This is a genomic window from Duganella alba, assembly GCF_009674495.1.
Taxonomy (GTDB): Bacteria; Pseudomonadota; Gammaproteobacteria; order Burkholderiales; family Burkholderiaceae_D; genus Rugamonas; species Rugamonas alba.
Genome location: NZ_WKJN01000053.1, coordinates 1 through 21,432 on the forward strand (window position 1 = coordinate 1; position 21,432 = coordinate 21,432).

Genomic DNA, 21,432 nt, shown 5'->3' on the forward strand with positions numbered 1-21,432 from the left:
CGCACGGCCAGCCGGCGCCGGCCGCCGACAGCGGCGATGGCGGCTTTGGCGACGGCGCAGGCGGTAGTGGCGGCAATGGCGGTGGCGGCAATGGCGGTGACGGCAACGGCGGCGACAACTTCGGCGGCCCGCTGGGCGGCGGCGACGATGGCGACGGCGGCGACGCCCTGACCCTGTCGACCTTCGCCGAGCGCGCCTACCTCGACTACGCCATCTCGGTGGTGAAGGGCCGCGCGCTGCCGGACGTGTGCGACGGCCAGAAGCCGGTGCAGCGCCGCATCCTGTACGCGATGAACGAAATGGGCCTGAACGCCACCGCCAAGCCGCGCAAATCGGCCACCGTGGTCGGCGACGTGCTCGGCAAGCTGCACCCGCACGGCGACCAGTCGGTGTACGACGCCATGGTGCGCATGGCACAGGACTTCTCGCTGCGCTATCCGCTGATCGACGGCCAGGGCAACTTCGGCTCGCGCGACGGCGACGGCGCGGCGGCGATGCGCTACACCGAGGCGCGCCTGACGCCGATCGCCAAGGTGCTGATGGACGAGATCAACCTCGGCACCGTCGACTTCCAGGCCAACTACGACGGCTCGACCGAAGAACCGTGTCTGCTGCCGGCGCGCCTGCCGATGGTGCTGCTGAACGGCGCCTCCGGCATCGCCGTGGGCCTGGCGACGGAAATCCCGTCGCACAACCTGGGCGAGGTGGCGCAGGCCGCCGTCGCCATGATCCGCAACCCGAAAATCTCGCACAGCGAGCTGATGGCGCTGGTGCCGGGCCCGGACTTCCCCGGCGGCGGCCAGATCATCACGCCGGCGCAGCAGATCGCCGACATGTACGCCACCGGCCGCGGCTCGATGAAGGTGCGGGCGCGCTGGAAGATCGAAGAGCTGGCGCGCGGCCAGTGGCAGGCGGTGGTCACCGAACTGCCGCCGGGCACCTCGTCGCAGAAGGTGCTGGAAGAGATCGAAGAGCTGACCAATCCGAAGATCAAGCTGGGCAAGAAGGCGCTGTCGCCGGAACAGCTGGCGCTGAAATCGCTGATCCTGAATTCGCTCGACACCATCCGCGACGAATCGGGCCGCGCGGCGCCGGTGCGCCTGGTATTTGAGCCGAAATCGAAGAACCAGGACCAGACCGAATTCATGCTGATGATGCTGGCGCACACCTCGCTCGAATCGTCGGCCTCGATCAACCTGGTGATGATTGGCGGCGACGGCCGTCCGCGCCAGAAAGGCCTGACCGACATCCTGCAGGAATGGATCACCTTCCGCTTCGCCACCGTCACCCGCCGCACGCAGTTCAAGCTGGGCAAGGTCGACGCCCGCATCCACATCCTGGAAGGCCGCCAGACCATCCTGCTCAACATCGATGAAGTGATCCACATCATCCGCAATTCGGACGAACCGAAGGCGGCGCTGATGGCGCGCTTCAACCTCAGCGAAATCCAGGCCGAAGACATCCTGGAAATCCGCCTGCGTCAACTGGCGCGGCTGGAAGCGATCAAGATCGAACAGGAACTGGCCGAACTGCGCAAGGAACGCCAGACGCTGCAAGACCTGCTGGACAATCCATCGTCAATGAAGCGCGCCATCATCAAGGAAATCGAGAACGACGCCAAGACCTACGGCGACGCCCGCCGCACGCTGATCGAAGAAGCGCAGAAAGCGGTGGTCGAGCAGAAAGTGGTGGACGAACCGGTCACCGTCATCATCTCGGAAAAAGGCTGGATCCGCGCCCGCACCGGCATCGGCCACGACGCCACGCAATTCACCTTCAAGGCCGGCGACACGCTGTACGGCGCCTTCGAATGCCGCACGGTCGACAACCTGCTGGCCTTCGGCAGCAACGGCAAGGTGTATTCGGTGCCGGTAGCGGCGCTGCCGAACGCGCGCGGCGACGGCGTGCCGGTCACCACGCTGATCGACCTGGCGTCCGGCGCCCGCATCCTGCACTACTTCGCCGGCAGCGGCGCCACGCGATTGCTGCTGGCCACCAGCGCCGGTTTCGGCTTCGAAACCAAGGCGGCCGACATGGTCAGCCGCATCAAGGGCGGCAAGTCGTTCATCACGCTGGACGACGGCGATGTGCCGCTGCCGCCGACGGTGATCCCTGACAGCGCCAGCGCGGTGGCGGTGCTGTCGTCGGGCGCGCGGGTGCTGGTGTTCGGCATGGATGAAATGAAGGTGCTGACCAATGGCGGCCGCGGCGTGATCCTGATGGAGCTGGCGGACAAGGAAACCTTGTTGGCGGCCAAGCCGATCAGTCAGAAGGGCGTGACGGTGTACGGCACGGGGCGTGGCGGCAAGGCGCAGGAGGAGCGGCTGTCGGCGTCGGCGCTGGCGGTGCACTTTGGCAAGCGGGCGCGCAAGGGCAAGGAGTTGGCGACCAAGATCAAGCCGAGCGGGTTGGTGCCTATCGTTTAGCCCCGCATGGCGGCATGCGTGGGGTCGGCCCCGCAGGGTCCGACCCCGGGTGCTAATGACTTTGCGGCTCACGCATAAGACGAAGGGTCAGACCCCGCAGGGGTCTGACCCTTGTTTCGTTTTGCGGGTTAGCGCTTAGTGTTTTGCAGCAGCTTCTTTCACTTCGGCGTCAGCCTTGGCTTTGGCGGCAGCGGTTTCGTTGGCGGCCAGGGCTTTGTCAGCGGTGGCGTCGACGGTTTTCTTGATCGCTTTGGCGTCGGCTTTCACGGTTTTTTTCTCCGCTTTTTCTTCCGCTTTCGCTACCGACTTGTCGCCCTTGGCGGCAGCCTTGGCTTTGTCTTCCGGATCGGCCTTGGCCACTTTCTCGTTGGCTTTGGCTTGTTCCACGCCTACCTTGGCGGTCTGCTCTTCATGGACCTTGTCGGCCTTGGCGATGGCCTTGTTGGCTTTCTTGTCAGCCTTGGCATCGGTTTTGGCTTCTTTCTGTTCAGCCTTGGCAACATCCTTGTTGGCATCGGCTTGCGCTTTGGCAACGTCCGAAGTTTGCGCAAAAGCTGCGGTGGCGAACAGGCCGGCGATCAGAGTGGCGATAATTTTATTCATGGTCTTATCCCTTTCGGTGTTGTTGGAGTGCGTGAGAAACATCTTATGCCCACGCCGCCGCCCACTCTGTACGCTAGCGTACCTTAACGCGATGCCGGATGGGAATACAGGTCAATGATGGTGGTGATCGCGTCCGCGCACACCGAGCAGAACGCATCGCTGCGGTCGAACATGATGCACTGCATTTCCGGCCGGTAGTAGCCGGTGGCCTCATAGTTGGCGCCCTCGAACGCGCCCACCGTGTGCCGGTGCGGATCGGGCGAGAACAGCGCGTTGCTCTGCGCCAGATCCCGGCGGAACAAGGTGTTCATCTCGGCCTCCGGGCGGTTGGCGGCGCGCAGCGCGGCGCGTTCCTTCTGGTAGGCGCGCGAGGCGGTTTCATAAGCTTGCTTCGGCCACGGCGTCGGCAGCGGCGTGCCGTCCTTGACGAACTTTTTCCACTTCAGGTTGGCCGGGTCGTGCAGCGCGGTGGCGTTCGGCTCCCACGGCTCGCGGCGCGCGCCGCCGGTGGCATAGGCGACCGGCGAGGTGTAGTACTCGTCGGCCAGACCGGCGAAGTGGTGGCCGAATTCGTGCACGAACAAATAATTGGCCCAGTCGTTGTCGGCCGCAGCCGTGCTGAACTGGCCGAAGATGCCGCCGCCGCCGTAGGTCTCGTTGTTGACCAGGATCTCAATGAATTCATACGGCGCGTACTGCGCCAGCTCGCGCAGCGCGCGGTTGTCGGTGGTCAGCACATAGCGCTCGCTGCCGAAAATGTCGTAGCGCGCGCCCAGCTTCGATGCGTGGTGCACGCCGGTCGACGGCCGCGACACGCCCGACTCCTCGGTCGGCAGCGCCAGCGCCCAGACGTTGAAATCCTGGGCCCGTTCCTTGAACGGCGACACCTGGAACAAATGGTCGGCCAGGCGGCGCGCGGCCGCCTCGAACTTCTTCATGTCGGCCTGGGTGTAACCGTCGCCGACGATCAGCAGGTCGACCTTGTCCTCGGACGGACCGTTGACGCGGATGCCGATCGGTTTGACCGGCGCCGGCGGCGGCTTGCGGATCACGTCCATCGCGTCGGGATCGACATCGGCGGTCCACACCACCGAGAACAGATTGCGCTCGTCGCGCTTGAGGATGCGCACGCGCACCGGCTGCTCCGGACGCGGGAAGCGCACCGACTCCTGGAAGCCGCGGTTCATATGCGCCGCCTCCTCGGTGCTGCGCCACTCGGCAAACACGGTCGAAAAGCCGCGCGAGTACAGCAACTTGCCCGTTTTGGCGTCGACCACCTCGACCAGGTTGTTGCCGCGGTTGGTGGTGTCGATGGTCTGCGCCATATTGCCGGGCCACGGCAGCGGCTCGATGACCACGCGCTCCATGGCGTAGTGTTCGTCGAGCGCGTTGCCGCTGTGGAGATAATCGAGACGCACGGTGGCCGGTTGCGCGGCCAGCGCCGAGACGCAGGCGCAGGCGCACAGCGCCAGCAGGGAGATCAGAGAGCGGAGCATGGAAGTCCTGGCGGTCAGTTGAAAACGTGAGCGCCATTGTAATCCGCCCCGGGCGCCGCCGCGAGTCCGGCGCCCGCACGCCTACTGCGTGCGCAGCGACTGGCCGATGTCGAGCGGGCGGATGTCGAGGCGCATATTGAGGATGGAGTAGCTGGCCGGCGCGGCCGAGGCGTAGCCGACGCTGTCGCGGGTCTTGGTCAGCGTGAACTGGAAGCCCAGCTCCGGCAGCGGCGAATTGGCGCCGCTGGTGGCGATGCCGATCGCCTCGCTGCGGCGGTTGTTCATCAGGTTCTCCATCAGCTGCACCAGCGCGTTGCGGCCCAGGATGTCGGGCGAGAACACCGGGTCGGCCACCAGATCCTTGTGCGGCGTCAGGCGGCCGCCGGCCTTGGCCGGCGACGGCGTGAAAGCGTGCGTGTTGAGATCGTACAGGTCGCCGCGATCGAGGTAGCTGATCACCGCGTTGGAGATGTTGAAGCCGGCGCTGGCGGCGTCGGTGGTGGCGTGCGACAGGTCGACCAGCAGCGCGCCCTTGCTGCCGACGATTTCCACGCGGCGCAGGCGGTCGACCACCATGGCCGTGTTCTCGTCGATGCCGAGGCCGAACTTGTAGCCTTTCTTCAGCATGGCCGGGATCATGCGGGCGAAGCGGCCGCGCACCAGGAAGTGCTGGTCGACAAACACGTCGTCGCCGATGAAGCCGAGGCCGGGGGCGATTTCCTGGCCGTCGGTGACGCCGCCGCGCAGGGTGGCGAACACAGTCTTGGGCGCGTAAAACATGGTGCTGCTCATGACGGCGGCGCCGGCGCTGTTGCCGGCCACCACGCCGCCCTGGCGGTAGACCTCCCACACGGCGTCCAGCACGGCGCTGCGGCTGCCGTCGGCGCGCACCAGCGCCTGGGTGATGCGGGCCTGGTCGCCGCCGGAGAAGAACACGCCGCCGGCGCCGCGCACGGCGTCGGCCAGCAGCGGATCGTCGGCGGCCTTGCGGAAGTCGCTGTCGGCCAGCTTGACGGCCAGCGGGATCTGGAAGGCGTCGGCGCCGTAGCGGTTGAGGGAATCGACGATGGCGGCCGCCACCGGGACGGGTTCGGCCGCCGCCGACGCGAACACGGCGATGCGCGCGCCGGGGCCGCCGGCCAGCTGCACGATGCGCTGCCAGACCGCATCGTTGTCCGGGCGCAGGCCGCCGCCGATGATGACCAGCGAGCCTTGCGGACCGTCGGCCGCCACCACGCCCAGGGGCAAGGCCAGCAGCAAGGCTGCGTGGATCAGGAATTTGATTGCCGTCCGCATACATGCTCCTGTTGAAAACGGGGTTTATGCATGTACTTTACCCCGAAGCCCGCACGGCCAACAACCGGTTGTGGCGGCGGATGGCACCGTTTTACCCCGCACAGCGCTGCGGCCAGGGGCCGGCCTGTAGGCCGGCGGGGCGCAGCCCCTATCCCAGACCCTGGGGTCAGACCCTTTCGGTCGGGTGTGCTTTTTTTAGCGGTAGCGGTACAAGGGCTGTTGCAGCTGGATCGGGCGGATGTCCATGCGCAGTTTCAGCACCGAGTAAGCCTCGACCTCGGTCGAGCTGTAGCCGACGCTGTTGATGGTCTTGCTGAAACGGAACTCGAAGCCCAGCTCCGGGTTGAAATCGCGCGGGTTGCCGAAGGCGATGCCGATGGCGTCCTGCTGGGCGTTGTCGATCAGGTTGACCATCAAGTCCAGCACCGCGTTGTTGCCTAGAATGTCATTGGTGTAGACCGGCTCGCGCGCGTCCGGCTGGTTGGGATCGAGCTTGTTGTCGGCCTTGTCCGGCGATGGCGTGAATTCGCGCGTCACCAGGTTGAACTTGTCGCCGCGATCCAGGTAGCTGATGGTGGCGTTGGAGATGTTGAAGCCCTTGATGCCGCGGTCGGTGATCGCGGCCGACAAATCCAGCAGCAGCGCGCCGCTGTAACCGATGATCTCGACGTCGCGCTTGGCGTTGACCACCATGGCGGTGTTCTCGTCGATGCCGAGGCCGATCTGGTAGCCCTTCTTCAGCATCACCGGAATCATGCGCGCAAAGCGGCCGCGCACCAGCAAATGCTGGTCGACAAACACGTCCTCGCCGATGAAACCGAGGCCGGAGGCGATCTCGTGGCCCTCGTTGACGCCCTGTTTGAGCATGTCCAGCGTCGACTTGGCGTCGTAGAACATGGTGGTGCTCATGATGGCCGCGCCGGCGCTGCTGCCCGCCACCACGCCGCCGTCGCGGTAGACGTCCCACACCGCGTCCAGCGCCGCCGAATGGCTGCCGTCCGGGCGCACCAGCGCCTTGGTGATGCGGGCCTGGTCGCCGCCGGTAAAGTAGATGCCGGTGGCCGAATGGATCATGGCCACCGTTTCCGGGTCCTCGGCGGCCTTGCGGTAGTCGCTATTCGGCCAGGTCACGCCGAGCGGGATGGCGAACGCCTGGGCGCCGTACTGGTTCAGCCGGTTGACCGTGGCCTGGGCCGCGCTTTCCGGGTTGATCGAGGCCGAGCCGAACACGCCGATGCGCGCGCCCTTGCCGCCGGCCAGCTGCACGATGCGCTGCCAGACCTCGGCGTTCTCGGTACGCAAGCCGCCGCCGATGATGACCAGATTGCCTGCCGGCGGCGCCAGCACCGGCTTGGGCGGCGGCACCGCCTTGGCCGGCTTGCTGGTCTTGCCCGGCACCTGCACCTTGGGCACGGGCGTGGCGGCCGCGGCCTGCGCGGCGCCCGCCAGCCCCAGCAGCCATAGCACGCACAGCCGCATGCACAGCCCCTGGAGCGAAAAACCAGTTAATTTCATGTTGCCCTTCCGATGAAAACCGGCGCCGGGCTGCCGCCGGGCGCCGGTAGTTGCTACCTGCGACTGCCAGATGATACCAAGCTATTGCTTAAAAACGCATTACTTGAACGCGTAATTTACACTGGCGAAGAAGCGGCGGCCGCGCACATCGGTATAGGTCGGGTCATATCCGGAGATAAAGTAGTAGGCCTGGTTCGAGTACGGCGGCGCCGTGTCGGCCAGATTCTGCACGCCGGCGCGCACCTTGATCGCCTTGTTGGCCTGCCAGGAACCGGTCAGATCCCACAGCGAATACGATTTCACGCGGTTGGCCGCCACCACGCTGCCGTCATCGATGTTGATGGCCGAGTTCTGGTCCTCATAGCCGCTGGAGAAGGTGTTCGACAGCGTCGCGGCGAACGGGCCCTTATCCCAGTCGAAGGTGATGGTATGGCGCCAGCGCTGCACCACGCCGTCGGTGACAAAGCGGCCCAGATTGCTGACGAAGGCGTCGCCCTTGGCGTATTGCAGCTCGGACTTGGTGACATAGGTGCCGGCCAGGCGGCCGCCGAAGCGGCCGGCCCAGGTCTGCACGCCCTTGAAATCGATGGTCAGGTCGAGCCCGGCCGCCTTCTGGGCGCCGCGGTTTTCCTTGAACTGGTCGATGTAGTCGATATAGCCGTCCTCGTCGCGGTGGATCAGGTTGCCGTATTTGCCCTGGTTGGCCAGGATCACGTCGTCGCCGATCTCGGCGATCAGGTCGGTGCGCTTGATGTTCCAGTAGTCGAGCGACAGCGCCACCTGCTTGCTCGGCTGCAGCACCATGCCCAGCGAGAACTGGCGGCTCTTTTCCGGCTTCAGGTTGGGATTCGAATAGCGGTGCACTTCCCAGGCGTCGGCGCAGTCGGCGTAGTTGTTGTCGACGGTGGCGCAATAGACCGGGTCCGGCAGGGTGGCGGTGCTGCCGACCTGCATCGGGCGGTACAGTTCCGTCATCGACGGCGCGCGGAAGCCGCGCCCGGCCGAGGCGCGGAACAGCATGGTGTTGGTCGGCATATAGCTCAGGCCCACTTTCGGACTGGCGGCGCCGCCCACCACCTGGTAATGGTCGTAGCGGGCCGAGACCTGCGCCTCCCACTGCTTGGTCAGCGGCAGCAACAGTTCGCCGTAGACGGCCTGGATGTTGCGGGCGTAGGCGGTGGCGTCGCCGCCTTCCGGCGCGAAGTCGTTGTTGATGTTGTCGCTCATCAGCAAGGCCGACGGGTTGAAGGTGGTCTTCTCGCGGCGCAGCTCGCCGCCGACCGCCAGCGCGGCGTCGCCGCCGGCCAGGGTGCCGACCGGGTGCGACACCTTGAAGTCGACCGAGTCCATGGTGCCGCGCGCGTGGCGCACCTCGTCGTTGACCTGGATGCTGTTGAGCAGCGCGATGCCTTCCGCGCTGGACGGGCCGAACGGGTTGATCAGGCCGTCCGAGATGCCCTGCATCAGCTTGTCGTACAGCAGGTAGCCGTGGGTGTCGCGGTCCTTGATGACGTTGACGCTGTGATTCAGGCCGACGTCATAGTCCCAGCCGTTGTGGCTGCCGGTCCAGCCGACCACGTAGCGCTGGCTCTCGCTGGTCAGCTCCGAGGTGCGGCGGCCGGCCTCGAACAGGCGCATGTTGAGCTGCACCTCGCCGGCCACGTCGTCGTCGGCCGAGGCCTCGTCCGACAGCAGGTTGTACTTGGCCAGCGCCGGCACCTTGCGGTAGTCGATGTAGCCGGTCACGCGCGCCGACGAGGCGGCGTAGTAGGTCTTGGAGCGGCTCAGCGCCACCTCGGCATAGACCTGGTTTTCCGGATTGATCTGCAGCACGCCGCGCGACAGGAAGTTGGCCTTTTCCGATTTCGGATACAGCTCGGTGTCGCCCATGTAGTTGTAGGTGCAGGCGTCGACGCCGCCGGTGCCGGTCGGCAGGTAGAGATTGGCCGGGCCGTTGCAGGTCGGCACCGACGGGTTGATGGTGCGGTTGGTCAGCGGCTTGCCGTTGATGGTGAAGCCCTGCTCGTTGAGGTAGTCGCGCTGGGCGCCGGTCAGGCGGATGTTGGCCGGCGAGGTGTAGCCCGACAGCAGGTGCGGCAGACGCTCGGCGATGTGCAGGTCGTTGATGAAGCCGCGCTGCGAAGTGCTCAGCGCGTCGGTGCGCTGGAAGTCGGCCACGGCAAACACGTTGAAGCCGTCCTTGGCGACGTCGCCGACGCCGGCGGTCAGGGTGGCGGTGCGCTTGCCGGCGCCGCCTTCCTTGGTCTTCAGGCCGTAGGCGTTCAGCTCGACGCCCTGGAAGTCCTTACGGGTGATGAAGTTGATGACGCCGCCGATGGCGTCGGTGCCGTACAGCGCCGAGGCGCCGTCCAGCAGCACCTCGACGCGCTGGATGGCGGCGGCCGGGATGTTGTTGAGGTCGACGCCGGTGTCGTCGCCGGGCGAGGCGAAGTTGGCCATGCGGCGGCCGTTCAGCAGCACCAGCGTCGACGAGGTGCCGATGCCGCGCAGGTTGGCGCTGTTGAAGCCGCGCTGGTCCTTGCCGTCGGAGATGCTGGCGCCGTCGGTCAGGGCGCCGACGTTGGCCGACAGCCGCGACAAGATTTCCGAGGCGGTGGTGACGCCGACCTTGTCGATTTCCTCGCGCGTGATGATCTGCACCGGCAGCGCGGTTTCCGACTCGATGCGCTTGATCGCCGAGCCGGTGATTTCCACCCGCGCCAGCGGTTCCGGCAACGGCGTGTCCTGGGCCTGGGCGGGCGCGCTGAAGAGGCCGGCGACGGCGCCGAGGCCGAGGGCCAGGCGGACGGCGCGGGTCATGGCCCGGGGGCGCGTGCGGTGCAGCTGATTCATATACTCTCCCGGAGATTCGATATGTAAATAATTCATTTAAACTAACTGTACGCAGTTGTGGCCGAAAACTCAAGAAAGCCGGGCGTGTTTCGCCCTGTACGATTTACTTTGTGAAAATAGTGCTACATACTCAACGCTCAACGATTACAGTGACCCGCCATGCAAGCACACCACCATCCCCTTTCCGGCCCGCACGCGCCGGCCGCGTATGCGCTGACCAGCCTCCATTTCGGCACGCCGGGCAGCGGCAAAAAAGTCTATATCCAGGGTTCGCTGCACGCCGACGAGGTGCCGGGCATGCTGGTGGCGCAATTCCTGCGGCGCGAGCTGACGGCGCTGGAGGCGGCCGGCAAGATCAGCGGCGAGATCATCCTGGTGCCGGCCGCCAATCCGATCGGGCTGGCGCAGGCGATCCACGGCGCCGCCTTCGGCCGCTTCGACCTGACCACCGGCGTCAACTTCAACCGCGCCTACAAGCACGTGGCGGCTGACCTGAAGGCATCGCTGGCGGGCAAGCTCGGTGACGACGCCGAGGCCAATGTGGCGCTGATCCGCGCCCACGCGCGCGCCTCGATCGCCGACTGGCAGCCGGCCACCGACGCCGAGACGCTCAAGAAGGCCCTGATGACGCTGGCGATCGACGCCGACATCGTGCTCGACCTGCACTGCGACAACGAGGCGGTACTGCACATCTACGCCGGCACGCCGCTGGCCGACGGCATCGCGCCGCTGGCCGCGATTCTCGGCTCGCACGCGACCCTGCTGGCCTACGAGGCCGGCGGCGAGCCGTTCGACGAAGCCTGCAGCCGCCTGTGGTGGGATCTCGACCAGCACTTCGAGCACCGCTACCCGATCCCGGCCGCCTGCCTGTCGACCACGGTCGAGCTGCGCGGCGAGATGGAAGTGAGCTACGAGCTGGCGCGCAAGGACGCCGCCGGCCTGCTGCAGTTCCTGACGCTGCAAGGCGTGCTGCACGCGCACGACGCGGCGGCGCAGGCTGCGGCGGCGGTGCTGCCCGAGCCGCTGTGCGCGGCCACGCCGCTGGAAGGCGTGCAGCCGGTGTACGCGCCGCATGCCGGCATTTTGATCTACACGCGCGAGCTGGGTGCCAAGGTGGCGGCCGGCGACGCGCTGGCCGACCTGATCGATCCGGTCAGCGGCGACACCACGGTGCTGCGCGCCGGCGTCGACGGCGTGTTCTTCGCGCGCAGCGCGCACCGCCACGTGATCCGCGGCATGAACGTCGGCAAGGTGGCCGGCGCCAAGGCCTATCGTCAGGGCGACCTGCTGAGCGCATGATGAGCAAAAAATTCAAGCTCCCGCACACCTTCGTCCTGCTGTTCATCATCCTGGCGCTGATCGCGACCGCCACCTGGCTGGTCCCCGGCGGCAAGTACGACACGCATCTGGTCAACGGCAAGCAGCTGATCGACCCGGCCAGCTTCCACTACATCGAGAGCGCGCCACAAGGGCTGGTGGCGCTGATGAAGGCGCCGATCAAGGGCTTTGTCGAAGCGGCGCAGATCATCGGCTTCGTGCTGATCGTCGGCGGCGCCTTCGCCGTGCTGCAGAAGACCGAGGCGATCGATTCGATGATCAAGTCGCTGGCCAAGGCGCACGAGAGTTCGGCGCTGATCCGCACGGCGCTGATCCCGGTGTTCGTCACCATGTTCTCGATCGGCGGCGCGACCTTCGGCATGAACGAGGAAGCGATACCGTTCATATTGATTTTCGTGCCGCTGGCGCTGGCGCTGGGCTATGACACAGTGACCGGCGTGTCGATCCCCTTCCTCGGCTCGCAGGTGGGATTTTCGGCGGCGTTCCTGAATCCCTTCAACGTCGGCATCGCGCAGGGCATCGCCGGCGTGCCGGTGTTTTCCGGCTGGGGCTACCGGCTGATCGTGTGGGCCATCGCCACCACGGTGACGGTGCTGTTCCTGATGTGGTACGCGGCGCGCGTGAAGAAGAATCCGACCCTCAGCCCGACCTATGCGCTGGACCTGGAGAAGCGCAAGGAGCTGCCGGTGGGCGGTGTGGCTGACTTCCACGGCATGACAGGGCGCCACAAACTGGTGCTGTGGATCTTCGTCGGCTCGCTGGTGGTGATGGTGGCCGGCGTGGTGCACTGGGACTGGTATATCGATGAAATCGCGGCGCTGTTCCTCAGCATGGCGATCGTCATCGGTCTGGTGGGGCGGCTCGATTCGACGCAGATCGTCGAGGGCTTCATGCAGGGCGCGCGCGACCTGGTCGGCACGGCGCTGGTGATCGCGCTGGCGCGCGGCACGCTGGTGCTGGCGCGCGACGCCCACATCATCGACACCATGCTGCATACCCTGATGCCGCTGGTGCAGTCGGTGCATCCGGTGTTCGCGGCGTGGAAGATGTTCGGCATCCAGACCGTGATCAATTTCTTCATCCACTCCGGCAGCGGCCAGGCCGCGCTGACCATGCCGATCATGGCGCCGCTGGCCGATCTGGTCGGCGTGACGCGGCAGACGGCGATCCTGGCGTTCCAGTTCGGCGAGTTCACCACGCCGATGATACCGACTTCCGGCATCACCGTCGGCGTGCTGGCCCTGGCGCGCATTCCATGGATTACCTGGGCCAAGTGGATGATTCCGCTGCAACTGATCTACGCGGTCCTCGCGCTGGCGCTGCTGGTGCCGCCGTGCCTGATGAACTGGCAGTAGCTTTGCCGGGTAACATCTGCGCGATAGCGCGTCAATTCGCGTAGATATCCGGGAAATAGCGCTCCATCAGCGACGCCGGGCGGGCCGGCGGCGTAAAGCCGTAGCCGGCGTACAGCGAATGCGCGTCGCTGGTGGCCAGCATGAAGCGGCGCAGGCCTTGCAGCTCCGGATGCGCCATCACCGCCGTCATCATCTCCTTGCTGACGCCCTTGCCGCGCTGCGCCTCCAGCACAAACACATCGGCCAGATAGGCAAAGGTGGCGCGGTCGGTGGTGACGCGCGCAAATCCCACCTGGCGGCCGTCCAGATAGGCGCCAAAACACAGCGAATTATCGATCGCCCGCTGCACGGTGACCAGCGGAATACCGATCGCCCAGGTGGAGCGCTCGCTCAAAAACTGGTGGATCATGGCCACGTCCAGGGCGGCTTTATCGGTGCTGATGTGCAGTGCAGGCATGTTTTGCGTGGCAAGAAAGTTAATGTTGACGTATTTTAGAGCAGCTTGCGGTTTATAATCTCCGTTGATCCTCAGCGCACTCCCACTATTAGACTATGACTGCACAACTTTCCAAAAAAGCCGAAGCCTGGTCGGCCCGCTTCAACGAACCGGTCTCCGACCTCGTCAAACGCTACACCGCCTCGGTGTTCTTCGACAAGCGCCTGGCCAAGGCCGACATCCAGGGCTCGCTGGCGCACGCCGAAATGCTGGCCGCGCAAGGCATCATCTCGGCCGCCGACCGCGCCGAGATCGAACGCGGCATGGCGCAGATCAGCGCCGAAATCGAGGCCGGCCAGTTCGAATGGCTGCTGGACCTGGAAGACGTCCACCTGAACATCGAAAAGCGCCTGACCGAACTGGTGGGCGACGCCGGCAAGCGCCTGCACACCGGCCGTTCGCGCAACGACCAGGTGGCTACCGACATCCGCCTGTACGTGCGCAGCGCCATCGACGACGTGCTGCAGCTGCTGAACGCCCTGCGCGGCGCGCTGACCGACCTGGCCGAAAAGAACGCCGACACCATCCTGCCCGGCTTCACCCACATGCAGGTGGCGCAGCCGATCACCTTCGGCCACCACATGCTGGCCTACGTCGAAATGTTCGGCCGCGACGCCGAGCGCATGGCCGATGCCCGCAAGCGCGTCAACCGCCTGCCGCTGGGCGCCGCCGCGCTGGCCGGCACCACCTTCCCGATCGACCGCGTGCGCGTGGCCAAAACGCTGGGCTTCGACGACGTCTGCCACAACTCGCTGGACGCCGTGTCGGACCGTGACTTCGCCATCGAATTCACCGCCGCCGCCTCGCTGATCATGATGCACGTGTCGCGCATGTCGGAAGAGCTGATCATCTGGATGAGCCCGCGCGTCGGCTTCATCGACATCGCCGACCGCTTCTGCACCGGCTCGTCGATCATGCCGCAAAAGAAAAATCCGGACGTGCCGGAACTGGCGCGCGGCAAGACCGGCCGCGTGTTCGGCCACCTGATGGGCCTCTTGACCCTGATGAAAGGCCAGCCGCTGGCCTACAACAAGGACAACCAGGAAGACAAGGAACCGCTGTTCGACACCGTCGACACGCTGGTCGACACGCTGCGCATCTTCGCCGACATGGCCGGCGGCATCTCGGTCAAGCCGGAAAACATGCGCGCCGCCGCGCTGCAAGGCTACGCCACCGCCACCGACCTGGCCGACTACCTGGTCAAGAAAGGCCTGCCGTTCCGCGACGCCCACGAAGCCGTGGCCCGCGCGGTGCGCGCCTGTGACGACCTGAAGATCGACCTGGCCGAAATGACGCTGGAACAGTTGCGCGCCTTCTCGACGCTGATCGAGGACGACGTGTTTGCCGTACTGACCCTGGAAGGCTCGGTCGCCGCCCGTGACCACGTCGGCGGCACCGCGCCGAACCAGGTGCGCAAGGCCATCGCCCGCGTGCGCGAGCAACTGAAGTAACACCCTCCGGCGCCGCCGTTCTGGCGGCGCCGATCTGCCCGCTTATTGATCTAGCACAGAACTCCCCACCCGCCAGCGTTTAGCGTGAAGTCATCTACCAAGGGAGGATGACATGAACCTACGCACAGCCCTGCTGACCGCCTGCCTCGCCCTCGCCGCCTGGCCCGCCCTCGCCGCCCAACTGATGTCCGCCCCGGTGGCCGTCGCCACGCCGCAGGAAAGCGCCGGCCTGGTGGCCCGGCTCACCGCGCTCGACGCCCGCCAGGGCCTGACCAACGACTACAGCTTCCGCATCAGCAGCCAACATCCCGGCGTCACCGGCCAGAAGATCACCCGCGCCCAGCACACCTACAAGGGCCTGCGCGTGCTCGGCTCCGAATCGGTGGTCGTGACCAACGCCGCCGGCGACATCGTGAGCGTGTCGGTGGCCGACCGCCGCCCCGGCCTGACGCCGCAGGCCACCACGCCCGGCGCGCCGCCGCCCGCCCCCCCGCTGCCGACAGCGGCCGAGCTGACGCCGGCGATCGGCACCGACGAAGCGATCCGCATCGCGGTGCAGGCCATCGCCCCCGGCGGCACGCACCGCTGGCCGCCCACCGCCGAACTGCTGATCTACCCGGTGATGAAAACCGTGCGCACCGCCGCCGCCGGCGACAAGCCGGAAGAGCAGCTCAACGCGCTGGACCTGCAGGAGGTGGTGGACCGCTACGAGCTGTCCTACCTGGTGCAGCTGCGCATGGCGCAGGACAGCAAGCTGATTTACTACGACGTGGTGGTCAGCGCGCGCGACGGCACCATCATCGCCCGCTGGCCGGCGCTGCAAACGGTGGTCGGCAGCGGCAACAGCCAGTACAACGGCGTGGTGCCGATCAGCACCTCGGCCACCGCGACCGGCTTCCAGATGCTCGACAGCGCGCGCGGGAGCGGCGGCAAGTTCGGCGGCATGGCCATCACCAACGCCGACCACAGCTCGCCCAACAATCCCGATCCCGGCACCATCTACACCAACAGCAGCAACACCTGGGGCGACGGCCAGCAGTACAACGGCGGCAGCACCACCAACGCCAACGGCCAGACCGCCGCCGTCAACGCGCTGTGGGGCCTGATGAACACCTACGACACCAACCGCAACGTGCTGGGCTGGCAGTCGCTGGACGGCAACAACACCGCCACCTACATCGCCGCCCACGTCGGCACCGCCTACGACAACGCCTTCTACGACGACAGCTGCCGCTGCATGTACATCGGCGACGGCAACAGCTTCACCAGCCTGGGCGCGATCGACGTCATCGGCCACGAAATGTCGCACGGCGTCACCGCCGCCACGGCGGATTTGATCTACTCGGGCGAATCGGGCGGCCTGAATGAATCGAATTCCGACATCGGCGGCGAAATGGTGGAAGCCTACGCCCGCAACGGCGGCACCGGCAGCGTGGTGCCGGCCACCGGCAACGACTGGATGATGGGCAAGGAGATCAGCAGGAGCGGCGAGCCGCTGCGCTGGATGTACAAGCCGCACAAGGACGGCAGCAGCCCGGACGCCTGGAGCACGTCGCTGAAGAACCTCGACGTCCACTACTCCAGCGGCCCGAACAACCGCATGTTCTACTTCCTGTCGCAAGGCTCGAAGGCCGATCCGGCCAGCGACTACTACAGCGCCTACCTGACGCGCACGCCGGCGGCGATGACCGGCATCGGCAACGACAAGGCCTACCGCATCTGGTTCAAGGCGCTGACCACCAAGTTCACCTCCGCCACCAACTACGCCGACGCCCGCAACAAGGTGCTGCAGGCGGCGCAGGAACTGTATGGCACGGCTTCAAAGGAAGCCGTCGCCGTGCAGCGCGCCTACGCCGCCATCAACGTCGGCGCCGACATCGATGAGGAAGGCGGTGGCGGTGGCGACGGCGGCGAGGCCGTCGAGCGAGTCGTCAACGGCGGCTTCGAAAACGGCGTCACCGGCTGGGGCGGGACCACCGGCGTGATCGGCGCCCACAGCGGCCAGAGCGCCTACGAAGGCGCGCGCTTCGCGTGGCTGGGCGGGAACGGGCGCCGCAGCACCGAAACGCTGACGCAGCAGGTGCAGATCCCCGCCACTGCCAGCAGCGCGCAACTGAGCTTCGCGCTGCACATCGACAGCGCCGAAACCACCCGCTGCACTGCCTACGACACGCTGGTGGTCGCCCTGCGCAGCGCCAGCGGCGCGGCGATCGCCACGCTGGCCACCTACAGCAACCTGACGCCGGCCGACGGCTACCAGATCCGCAGCTTCGACCTGCTGCCGTACAAGGGCCAGACCGTGACGCTGTCGTTCGCCATGCGCGAAGACCGTTCCAAGCAGACCTCCTTCGTGCTCGACAAAGTCAGCCTGCTGACCAGATAACTCAGCGCAGCGTGACGAACACCGGATTCGAATAGAACCACAGACTGCGGTAATTGCGGTCGTTGATATCGTTGAAGCGTTGCGTGTTGTCTGTGGTGCCGGTGCGCTGGTCGGCCAGCGGCTCGCCGTTGGCCGTCAGGCCCGCCACGTCGACACCCAGGTTGGTGCCGCGCAGGCGGAAGTACTGATTCTTGCCGATGGTGGTCTCATACGTCACGCTGTAGTAGCCATCCGCATCAACCTTCCAGTCGGCGGCAGTGAAGCGCTTGACCACGCGCGTGCTGGCATTGGTGGCGACGCTGTAGGCCGCGCTGCCCGGCGCTGCCTTGGCGCCGACATCGCCGGCGATCAGGTCGACGTGATCGACCACCGGCTTGACGCCGGCCGGCGTGCCGCTGTCGACCGGCTTCTCGTAATTATTCTTCGCCGGCGTCTTGAAGCGGATGGTGATGGTGACCTTGTCGCCGGCCACCACCTTCATCTCGCCACCCATCTCCTTGCGGTCATCCTTGCTGGCCAGGTTGAAGTCCAGCGCGTTGATCAAGTCGCCGTAGACCGAGAACATCTTGCCCGAGCGCAGACCGGCCAACAGATCCTTCGCCGCCGGCTTGCCGGTGGCGCTGTTGAACACGTAGTTCTTCGCATACTCGCCAGGGAAGTAGCCGCTGCTGTTGCCGCCGACGATCTTGAAGTGCGTGTCCGAGTCGGTCAGGTTCCAGACATGGCGGCCCTCGCCCAGCAGCGCATCCCACGGACCGCCCAGCTTCGCCACCACATAATCAACGCCGCCGTAGACGCGCAGCAGCGCGTTGTCGTCGGTGTAGGCCGCCGTGTAGCCGCCGCGGTCCGGCTCCATCTGGTTGCCCACCATGCCCTCGATGGCGAACATGATGTTCGGCGCGGCGTCGTTGAAGGCGCGGAAATCGGTGATGCTGTAGCTGCCCTTGTTGCGCGACGGATGATTGATCACCGCGTAGCTGGTGTCCGGATAATTGGTCTTCAGCCAGTTGATCGCCTGCAGTGCGTCGGCGGCGGTGGCGTTGTAGCGCGTGTCGCCGTACTTGGCCTTCCACGCGGCGACATCGGCCGCATCGAACATCGCCGCATCGCGCGTGGTGAACAGATATTCGAACTCCTTCATGCCCTTGGTGCTGGCATTGGCGCCGTCGAACATGCCGATGCCGATGTGATCGTGGGTCGGCATGTCCCACTCGAAGCCGGAGAAAATCAGCTTGTCGGCGTAGGTGCCGGCCGCCTGCAAGGCCTGCACGTGCGGCGCCTCGTAGCGCTCGACGCCGAGCGACATCGGAATCGACGCCGCCAGCGTGGCGCCCTTCTCGTCGCGGGTGGAGACGCGCAGGTGGTTCGACACCGCCATCCAGTCCAGGCCATAGCTGGTGAAAGCCTTGCCGAGAATCTTGTCGAGCGTCTGGCTGACGTCGGCGTCGGCCGACTGCGTGGTATGCGTGTGCAGATCGCCGGCGATCCAGCGGCCGGCCGGCAGCGGCGGCACAACCACGGTGGCCTCGTTATCGCCGCCGCACGCGGCGACAGTCAGCATGATGGCGAGGGCGGAAGGAATCAGCAATTTATTGGGCGTCATGTGGTCTATCCTGAAGTGTAAAACAAACGAGCGCGCAACATAACATTGGTGTGTGACGGCCGAATGACCTGCTATCATCGACGGCTCTGTAGCAGCTCAACATCAGGATATAAAAATGACTATTGGCGGAAAGACCATCGACCAGGCACTGGCCTCCTTATCGGACATGACCGCCGGCGCGGTCCCCATCGGCAAAGACGAACACCTGCAGCGCATCGCCCGCGCGCAGGCCTATATGCAGGCCGAAGGCATCGCCGCCATCTACATCAACGCCGGCGCCAACCTCACCTACTTCACCGGCACCAGGTGGTACGCCAGCGAACGCATGGTCGGCGCCATCCTGCCGGCGCAAGGCGCCGTGGAATACATCGCCCCCGCCTTCGAGGAAAGCACGCTGAAGGACTTCATGCTGGTCGACGGCGCGGTCAATTGCTGGGAGGAGCACGAAAGCCCGTACGCGCTGTTCGTCGCTGTGCTGAAACGCATGGGCATCGCGCCGAATTCCGCACAGCAGCCACGCGTCGGCATCTGCGAAAGCGCCGCCTTCTTCATCTACGACGGCATCCGCCCTTTGGCGGACGGCTACGCGCTGGAGAACGCGCGCCAGGTCACGGCCCACTGCCGCACCCGCAAATCGGCCGCCGAAATCGCGCTGATGCAGCGCGCCAAGGACATGACCATGGCGGTGCACATCGCCACCGCCAGCATCCTGCATGAAGGCATCACCACCAAAGAGGTGGAAGAATTCATCGACCGCGCGCATCGCAAGGTCGGCGCCTCGGCCGGCTCCTACTTCGTCATCGTGCTGTTCGGCGAAGCCACCGCGTATCCGCACGGCGTCAGCTACGTGCAGACGCTGAAGTCCGGCGACACGGTGCTGATCGACACCGGCTGCAAGCTGCACAACTACATCTCCGACATCACCCGCACCTATGTGTACGGCCCGATCAGCGAGCGTCAGCGCTCGGTGTGGAACAGCGAGAAGAAAGCGCAGGCGGCGGCGTTCGCGGCGGCGCAGTTGGGCGTGCCGTGCGAGGAAGTCGACCAGGCCGCGCGCCGCTCGCTGGAAGCCGACGGCTTCGGTCCCGACTACAAGCTGCCCGGCCTGCCGCACCGCACCGGCCACGGCATCGGCCTCGACATCCACGAGTGGCCGTATCTGGTCGGCGGCGACAAGACGCCGCTGGACGTCGGCATGTGCTTCTCCAACGAACCGATGATCTGCATCCCCGGCGAATTCGGCGTGCGCCACGAGGACCACTTCTACATGACCGAGGCCGGCCCGCGCTGGTTCACCGAACCGGCGCACAGCATCGACGATCCGTTCGGCCTGCAGCGTTAAGCGCCAAGCTGGCGCAAGTCCGCCACCACCTGCGCCACCAGCGGCGCCCAGTCGCCGCGCTGCGCCTGACGGTACAGCGTGGCGCTTGGATACCACGGGCTGCCGGCGCCCTGCTCCAGCCAGCGCCACTCGAACGGCGTTTGCAGCATGATCCACACCGGCAGGCCCAGCGCGCCCGCCAGATGCGCCACACTGGTGTCGACCGTGACCACCAGGTCCAGCACCGCGCACAGGGCGGCGGTGTCGGCAAAGTCGCCCAGCTGGTCGGCCAGTTGCAGCACCGGTAGCGTGTCGAGCAAGGGCTGATCCTCCGCCCGCACATCCTTTTGCAGGCTGATGAAATCGCACGGCGCGTCGAACAAGGCGGCCAACAGCGGCAGCGGCAAGCTGCGGTTGTGGTCATTCTGGTTGGCCGTGCTGCCGCTCCACACCACGCCCACGCGCGGCCGCGTGCGCGGACCCAGCGCCGCGCGCCAGTGCGCCACCCTGGCAGCATCCGGCGCCAGATACGGCGTGGCGGCCGGCACGCTGTCGAGCCGCGTATCGCAGGCCAGCGGTAAGCTCATGAGCGGAATGTGATAGTCGAACGGCGGCAAGGGATCGCCCTTGACGACGATGCGGCTGACGCCTTCCAGTGTGCCCATCAACGCGGCCAGCGCCGGCTTGACCTCCAGGATCACGGTGGCGCCGCGCTGCGCCACCAGCGGCGCGTAGCGGCAGAACTGGATGGCGTCGCCGTAGCCCTGCTCCGCGTGCAGCAGGATGGTCTTGCCGGCCAGCGGCTCGCGGCCGGTCCACGCGGGCTGCGCGAAATCGCGCTGCTTCCTGTACAGGTCCAGCGTCTCCGCCTTCCAGCGGTATTCGTAGTCGCGCCAGCCCTGCTGGTAGTCGCCGCGCCGCAGATGCACCAGCCCCCGGTTCCAGCGCGCCAGCGCGTTGCCGGCATCGAGCGCGATGGCGCGCTCGTAGTTCGCCATCGCCTCGTCGGCCCGGCCCAGCTGGTCCTGCACGCTGCCAAGATTGGTATAGCCGGCACTGTTGCGCGGCGCCATCCGCACCACATGCTCATAGCTTTGCAGCGCCTCCTCGTAACGCGCGGCGCCGCGCAGGATCACGCCACGGGTCAGGTGGAATTCAGCGCCATCCGGCTTCAGCGCCAGCGCGCGGCCGATGCTGACCAGCGCCTCGTCGCGCTGCGCTGCCGCGTTCAGCGCGCGCGCATGCAGCTGCCACAGCACGGCGTCGCTGTCGTCCAGCCGCAGCGCGGCGGCGAAG

General features: G+C 66.2%; 14 protein-coding genes. 6 read left to right on the top strand and 8 right to left on the bottom strand.

All coding sequences use genetic code 11. The features are described 5' to 3' along the window. Window positions 1-131 precede the first annotated feature (131 nt). Window positions 132-2,426 (top strand): DNA topoisomerase IV subunit A, encoded by a 2,295-nt coding sequence (gene parC / locus GJ695_RS28020; RefSeq protein ID WP_154370401.1) that lies wholly within the window; start codon window positions 132-134, stop codon window positions 2,424-2,426. A gap of 135 nt (window positions 2,427-2,561) precedes the next feature. On the opposite strand, the gene GJ695_RS28025 is transcribed toward parC, so the two are convergent. The 5 genes from GJ695_RS28025 to GJ695_RS28045 form a co-directional block, all read right to left on the bottom strand. Beyond that, window positions 2,562-3,029 carry a hypothetical protein gene (locus tag GJ695_RS28025; RefSeq protein ID WP_154370388.1) on the bottom strand — a complete coding sequence of 156 codons (468 nt, stop codon included), beginning with the start codon at window positions 3,027-3,029 and terminating at the stop codon, window positions 2,562-2,564. An 83-nt stretch (window positions 3,030-3,112) separates the two neighbouring features. Next, window positions 3,113-4,525: an IgA Peptidase M64 gene (locus GJ695_RS28030; RefSeq protein ID WP_154370389.1), complete on the bottom strand. Its 1,413-nt coding sequence runs from the start codon at window positions 4,523-4,525 to the stop codon at window positions 3,113-3,115. A gap of 81 nt (window positions 4,526-4,606) precedes the next feature. Continuing rightward, on the bottom strand, window positions 4,607-5,821 hold the full coding sequence (locus GJ695_RS28035) for a cyanophycinase (protein ID WP_154370390.1): 1,215 nt from the start codon (window positions 5,819-5,821) through the stop codon (window positions 4,607-4,609). Window positions 5,822-6,016: 195 nt separating this feature from the next. Continuing rightward, entirely contained in the window at window positions 6,017-7,336 is a 1,320-nt protein-coding gene (locus GJ695_RS28040; protein WP_154370391.1) for a cyanophycinase, read from the bottom strand. 99 nt (window positions 7,337-7,435) lie between these two features. Continuing rightward, on the bottom strand, window positions 7,436-10,189 hold the full coding sequence (locus GJ695_RS28045; RefSeq protein WP_154370392.1) for a TonB-dependent receptor: 2,754 nt from the start codon (window positions 10,187-10,189) through the stop codon (window positions 7,436-7,438). Window positions 10,190-10,348: 159 nt separating this feature from the next. Here GJ695_RS28045 and GJ695_RS28050 point away from each other — a divergent pair, with 159 nt between their 5' ends. Together GJ695_RS28050 and GJ695_RS28055 are read left to right on the top strand one after the other, a co-directional pair. After that, window positions 10,349-11,488 carry a succinylglutamate desuccinylase/aspartoacylase family protein gene (locus GJ695_RS28050; RefSeq protein ID WP_154370393.1) on the top strand — a complete coding sequence of 380 codons (1,140 nt, stop codon included), beginning with the start codon at window positions 10,349-10,351 and terminating at the stop codon, window positions 11,486-11,488. Continuing rightward, window positions 11,485-12,882, top strand: a complete 1,398-nt coding sequence (locus GJ695_RS28055) for a YfcC family protein (RefSeq protein WP_154370394.1) — start codon at window positions 11,485-11,487, stop codon at window positions 12,880-12,882. The genes GJ695_RS28050 and GJ695_RS28055 overlap by 4 nt, the downstream gene beginning before the upstream one ends. A 31-nt stretch (window positions 12,883-12,913) precedes the next feature. On the opposite strand, the gene GJ695_RS28060 is transcribed toward GJ695_RS28055, so the two are convergent. Further along, window positions 12,914-13,339 carry a GNAT family N-acetyltransferase gene (locus GJ695_RS28060; protein WP_154370395.1) on the bottom strand — a complete coding sequence of 142 codons (426 nt, stop codon included), beginning with the start codon at window positions 13,337-13,339 and terminating at the stop codon, window positions 12,914-12,916. Window positions 13,340-13,434: 95 nt separating this feature from the next. Between GJ695_RS28060 and argH the strand changes: the two genes are divergently transcribed. Continuing rightward, entirely contained in the window at window positions 13,435-14,829 is a 1,395-nt protein-coding gene (gene argH, locus GJ695_RS28065) for an argininosuccinate lyase (protein ID WP_154370396.1), read from the top strand. A gap of 112 nt (window positions 14,830-14,941) precedes the next feature. After that, window positions 14,942-17,212: a M4 family metallopeptidase gene (locus tag GJ695_RS28070; protein WP_154370397.1), complete on the top strand. Its 2,271-nt coding sequence runs from the start codon at window positions 14,942-14,944 to the stop codon at window positions 17,210-17,212. 1 nt (window position 17,213) lies between these two features. Here GJ695_RS28070 and GJ695_RS28075 read toward each other — a convergent pair whose 3' ends face one another. Further along, window positions 17,214-18,815: a CehA/McbA family metallohydrolase domain-containing protein gene (locus GJ695_RS28075; protein ID WP_154370398.1), complete on the bottom strand. Its 1,602-nt coding sequence runs from the start codon at window positions 18,813-18,815 to the stop codon at window positions 17,214-17,216. Between the two features lie 115 nt (window positions 18,816-18,930). Here GJ695_RS28075 and GJ695_RS28080 point away from each other — a divergent pair, with 115 nt between their 5' ends. Beyond that, window positions 18,931-20,157, top strand: a complete 1,227-nt coding sequence (locus GJ695_RS28080; protein ID WP_154370399.1) for a M24 family metallopeptidase — start codon at window positions 18,931-18,933, stop codon at window positions 20,155-20,157. On the opposite strand, the gene GJ695_RS28085 is transcribed toward GJ695_RS28080, so the two are convergent. Continuing rightward, window positions 20,154-21,432 (bottom strand): tetratricopeptide repeat-containing glycosyltransferase family protein (locus GJ695_RS28085; protein ID WP_154370400.1); only part of this gene is annotated, 1,279 nt, incomplete at its 5' end. The genes GJ695_RS28080 and GJ695_RS28085 overlap by 4 nt on opposite strands.

Bases quoted from the DNA above. Each gene is read 5' to 3' on its own strand.
- argH (WP_154370396.1), top strand. From the start codon at position 13,435: ATGACTGCACAACTTTCCAAAAAAGCCGAAGCCTGGTCGGCCCGCTTC.
- GJ695_RS28070 (WP_154370397.1), top strand. From the start codon at position 14,942: ATGAACCTACGCACAGCCCTGCTGACCGCCTGCCTCGCCCTCGCCGCC.
- GJ695_RS28075 (WP_154370398.1), bottom strand. From the start codon at position 18,815: ATGACGCCCAATAAATTGCTGATTCCTTCCGCCCTCGCCATCATGCTG.
- GJ695_RS28055 (WP_154370394.1), top strand. From the start codon at position 11,485: ATGATGAGCAAAAAATTCAAGCTCCCGCACACCTTCGTCCTGCTGTTC.
- GJ695_RS28025 (WP_154370388.1), bottom strand. From the start codon at position 3,029: ATGAATAAAATTATCGCCACTCTGATCGCCGGCCTGTTCGCCACCGCA.
- GJ695_RS28050 (WP_154370393.1), top strand. From the start codon at position 10,349: ATGCAAGCACACCACCATCCCCTTTCCGGCCCGCACGCGCCGGCCGCG.
- GJ695_RS28030 (WP_154370389.1), bottom strand. From the start codon at position 4,525: ATGCTCCGCTCTCTGATCTCCCTGCTGGCGCTGTGCGCCTGCGCCTGC.
- GJ695_RS28040 (WP_154370391.1), bottom strand. From the start codon at position 7,336: ATGAAATTAACTGGTTTTTCGCTCCAGGGGCTGTGCATGCGGCTGTGC.
- GJ695_RS28045 (WP_154370392.1), bottom strand. From the start codon at position 10,189: ATGAATCAGCTGCACCGCACGCGCCCCCGGGCCATGACCCGCGCCGTC.
- GJ695_RS28080 (WP_154370399.1), top strand. From the start codon at position 18,931: ATGACTATTGGCGGAAAGACCATCGACCAGGCACTGGCCTCCTTATCG.
- GJ695_RS28060 (WP_154370395.1), bottom strand. From the start codon at position 13,339: ATGCCTGCACTGCACATCAGCACCGATAAAGCCGCCCTGGACGTGGCC.
- GJ695_RS28035 (WP_154370390.1), bottom strand. From the start codon at position 5,821: ATGCGGACGGCAATCAAATTCCTGATCCACGCAGCCTTGCTGCTGGCC.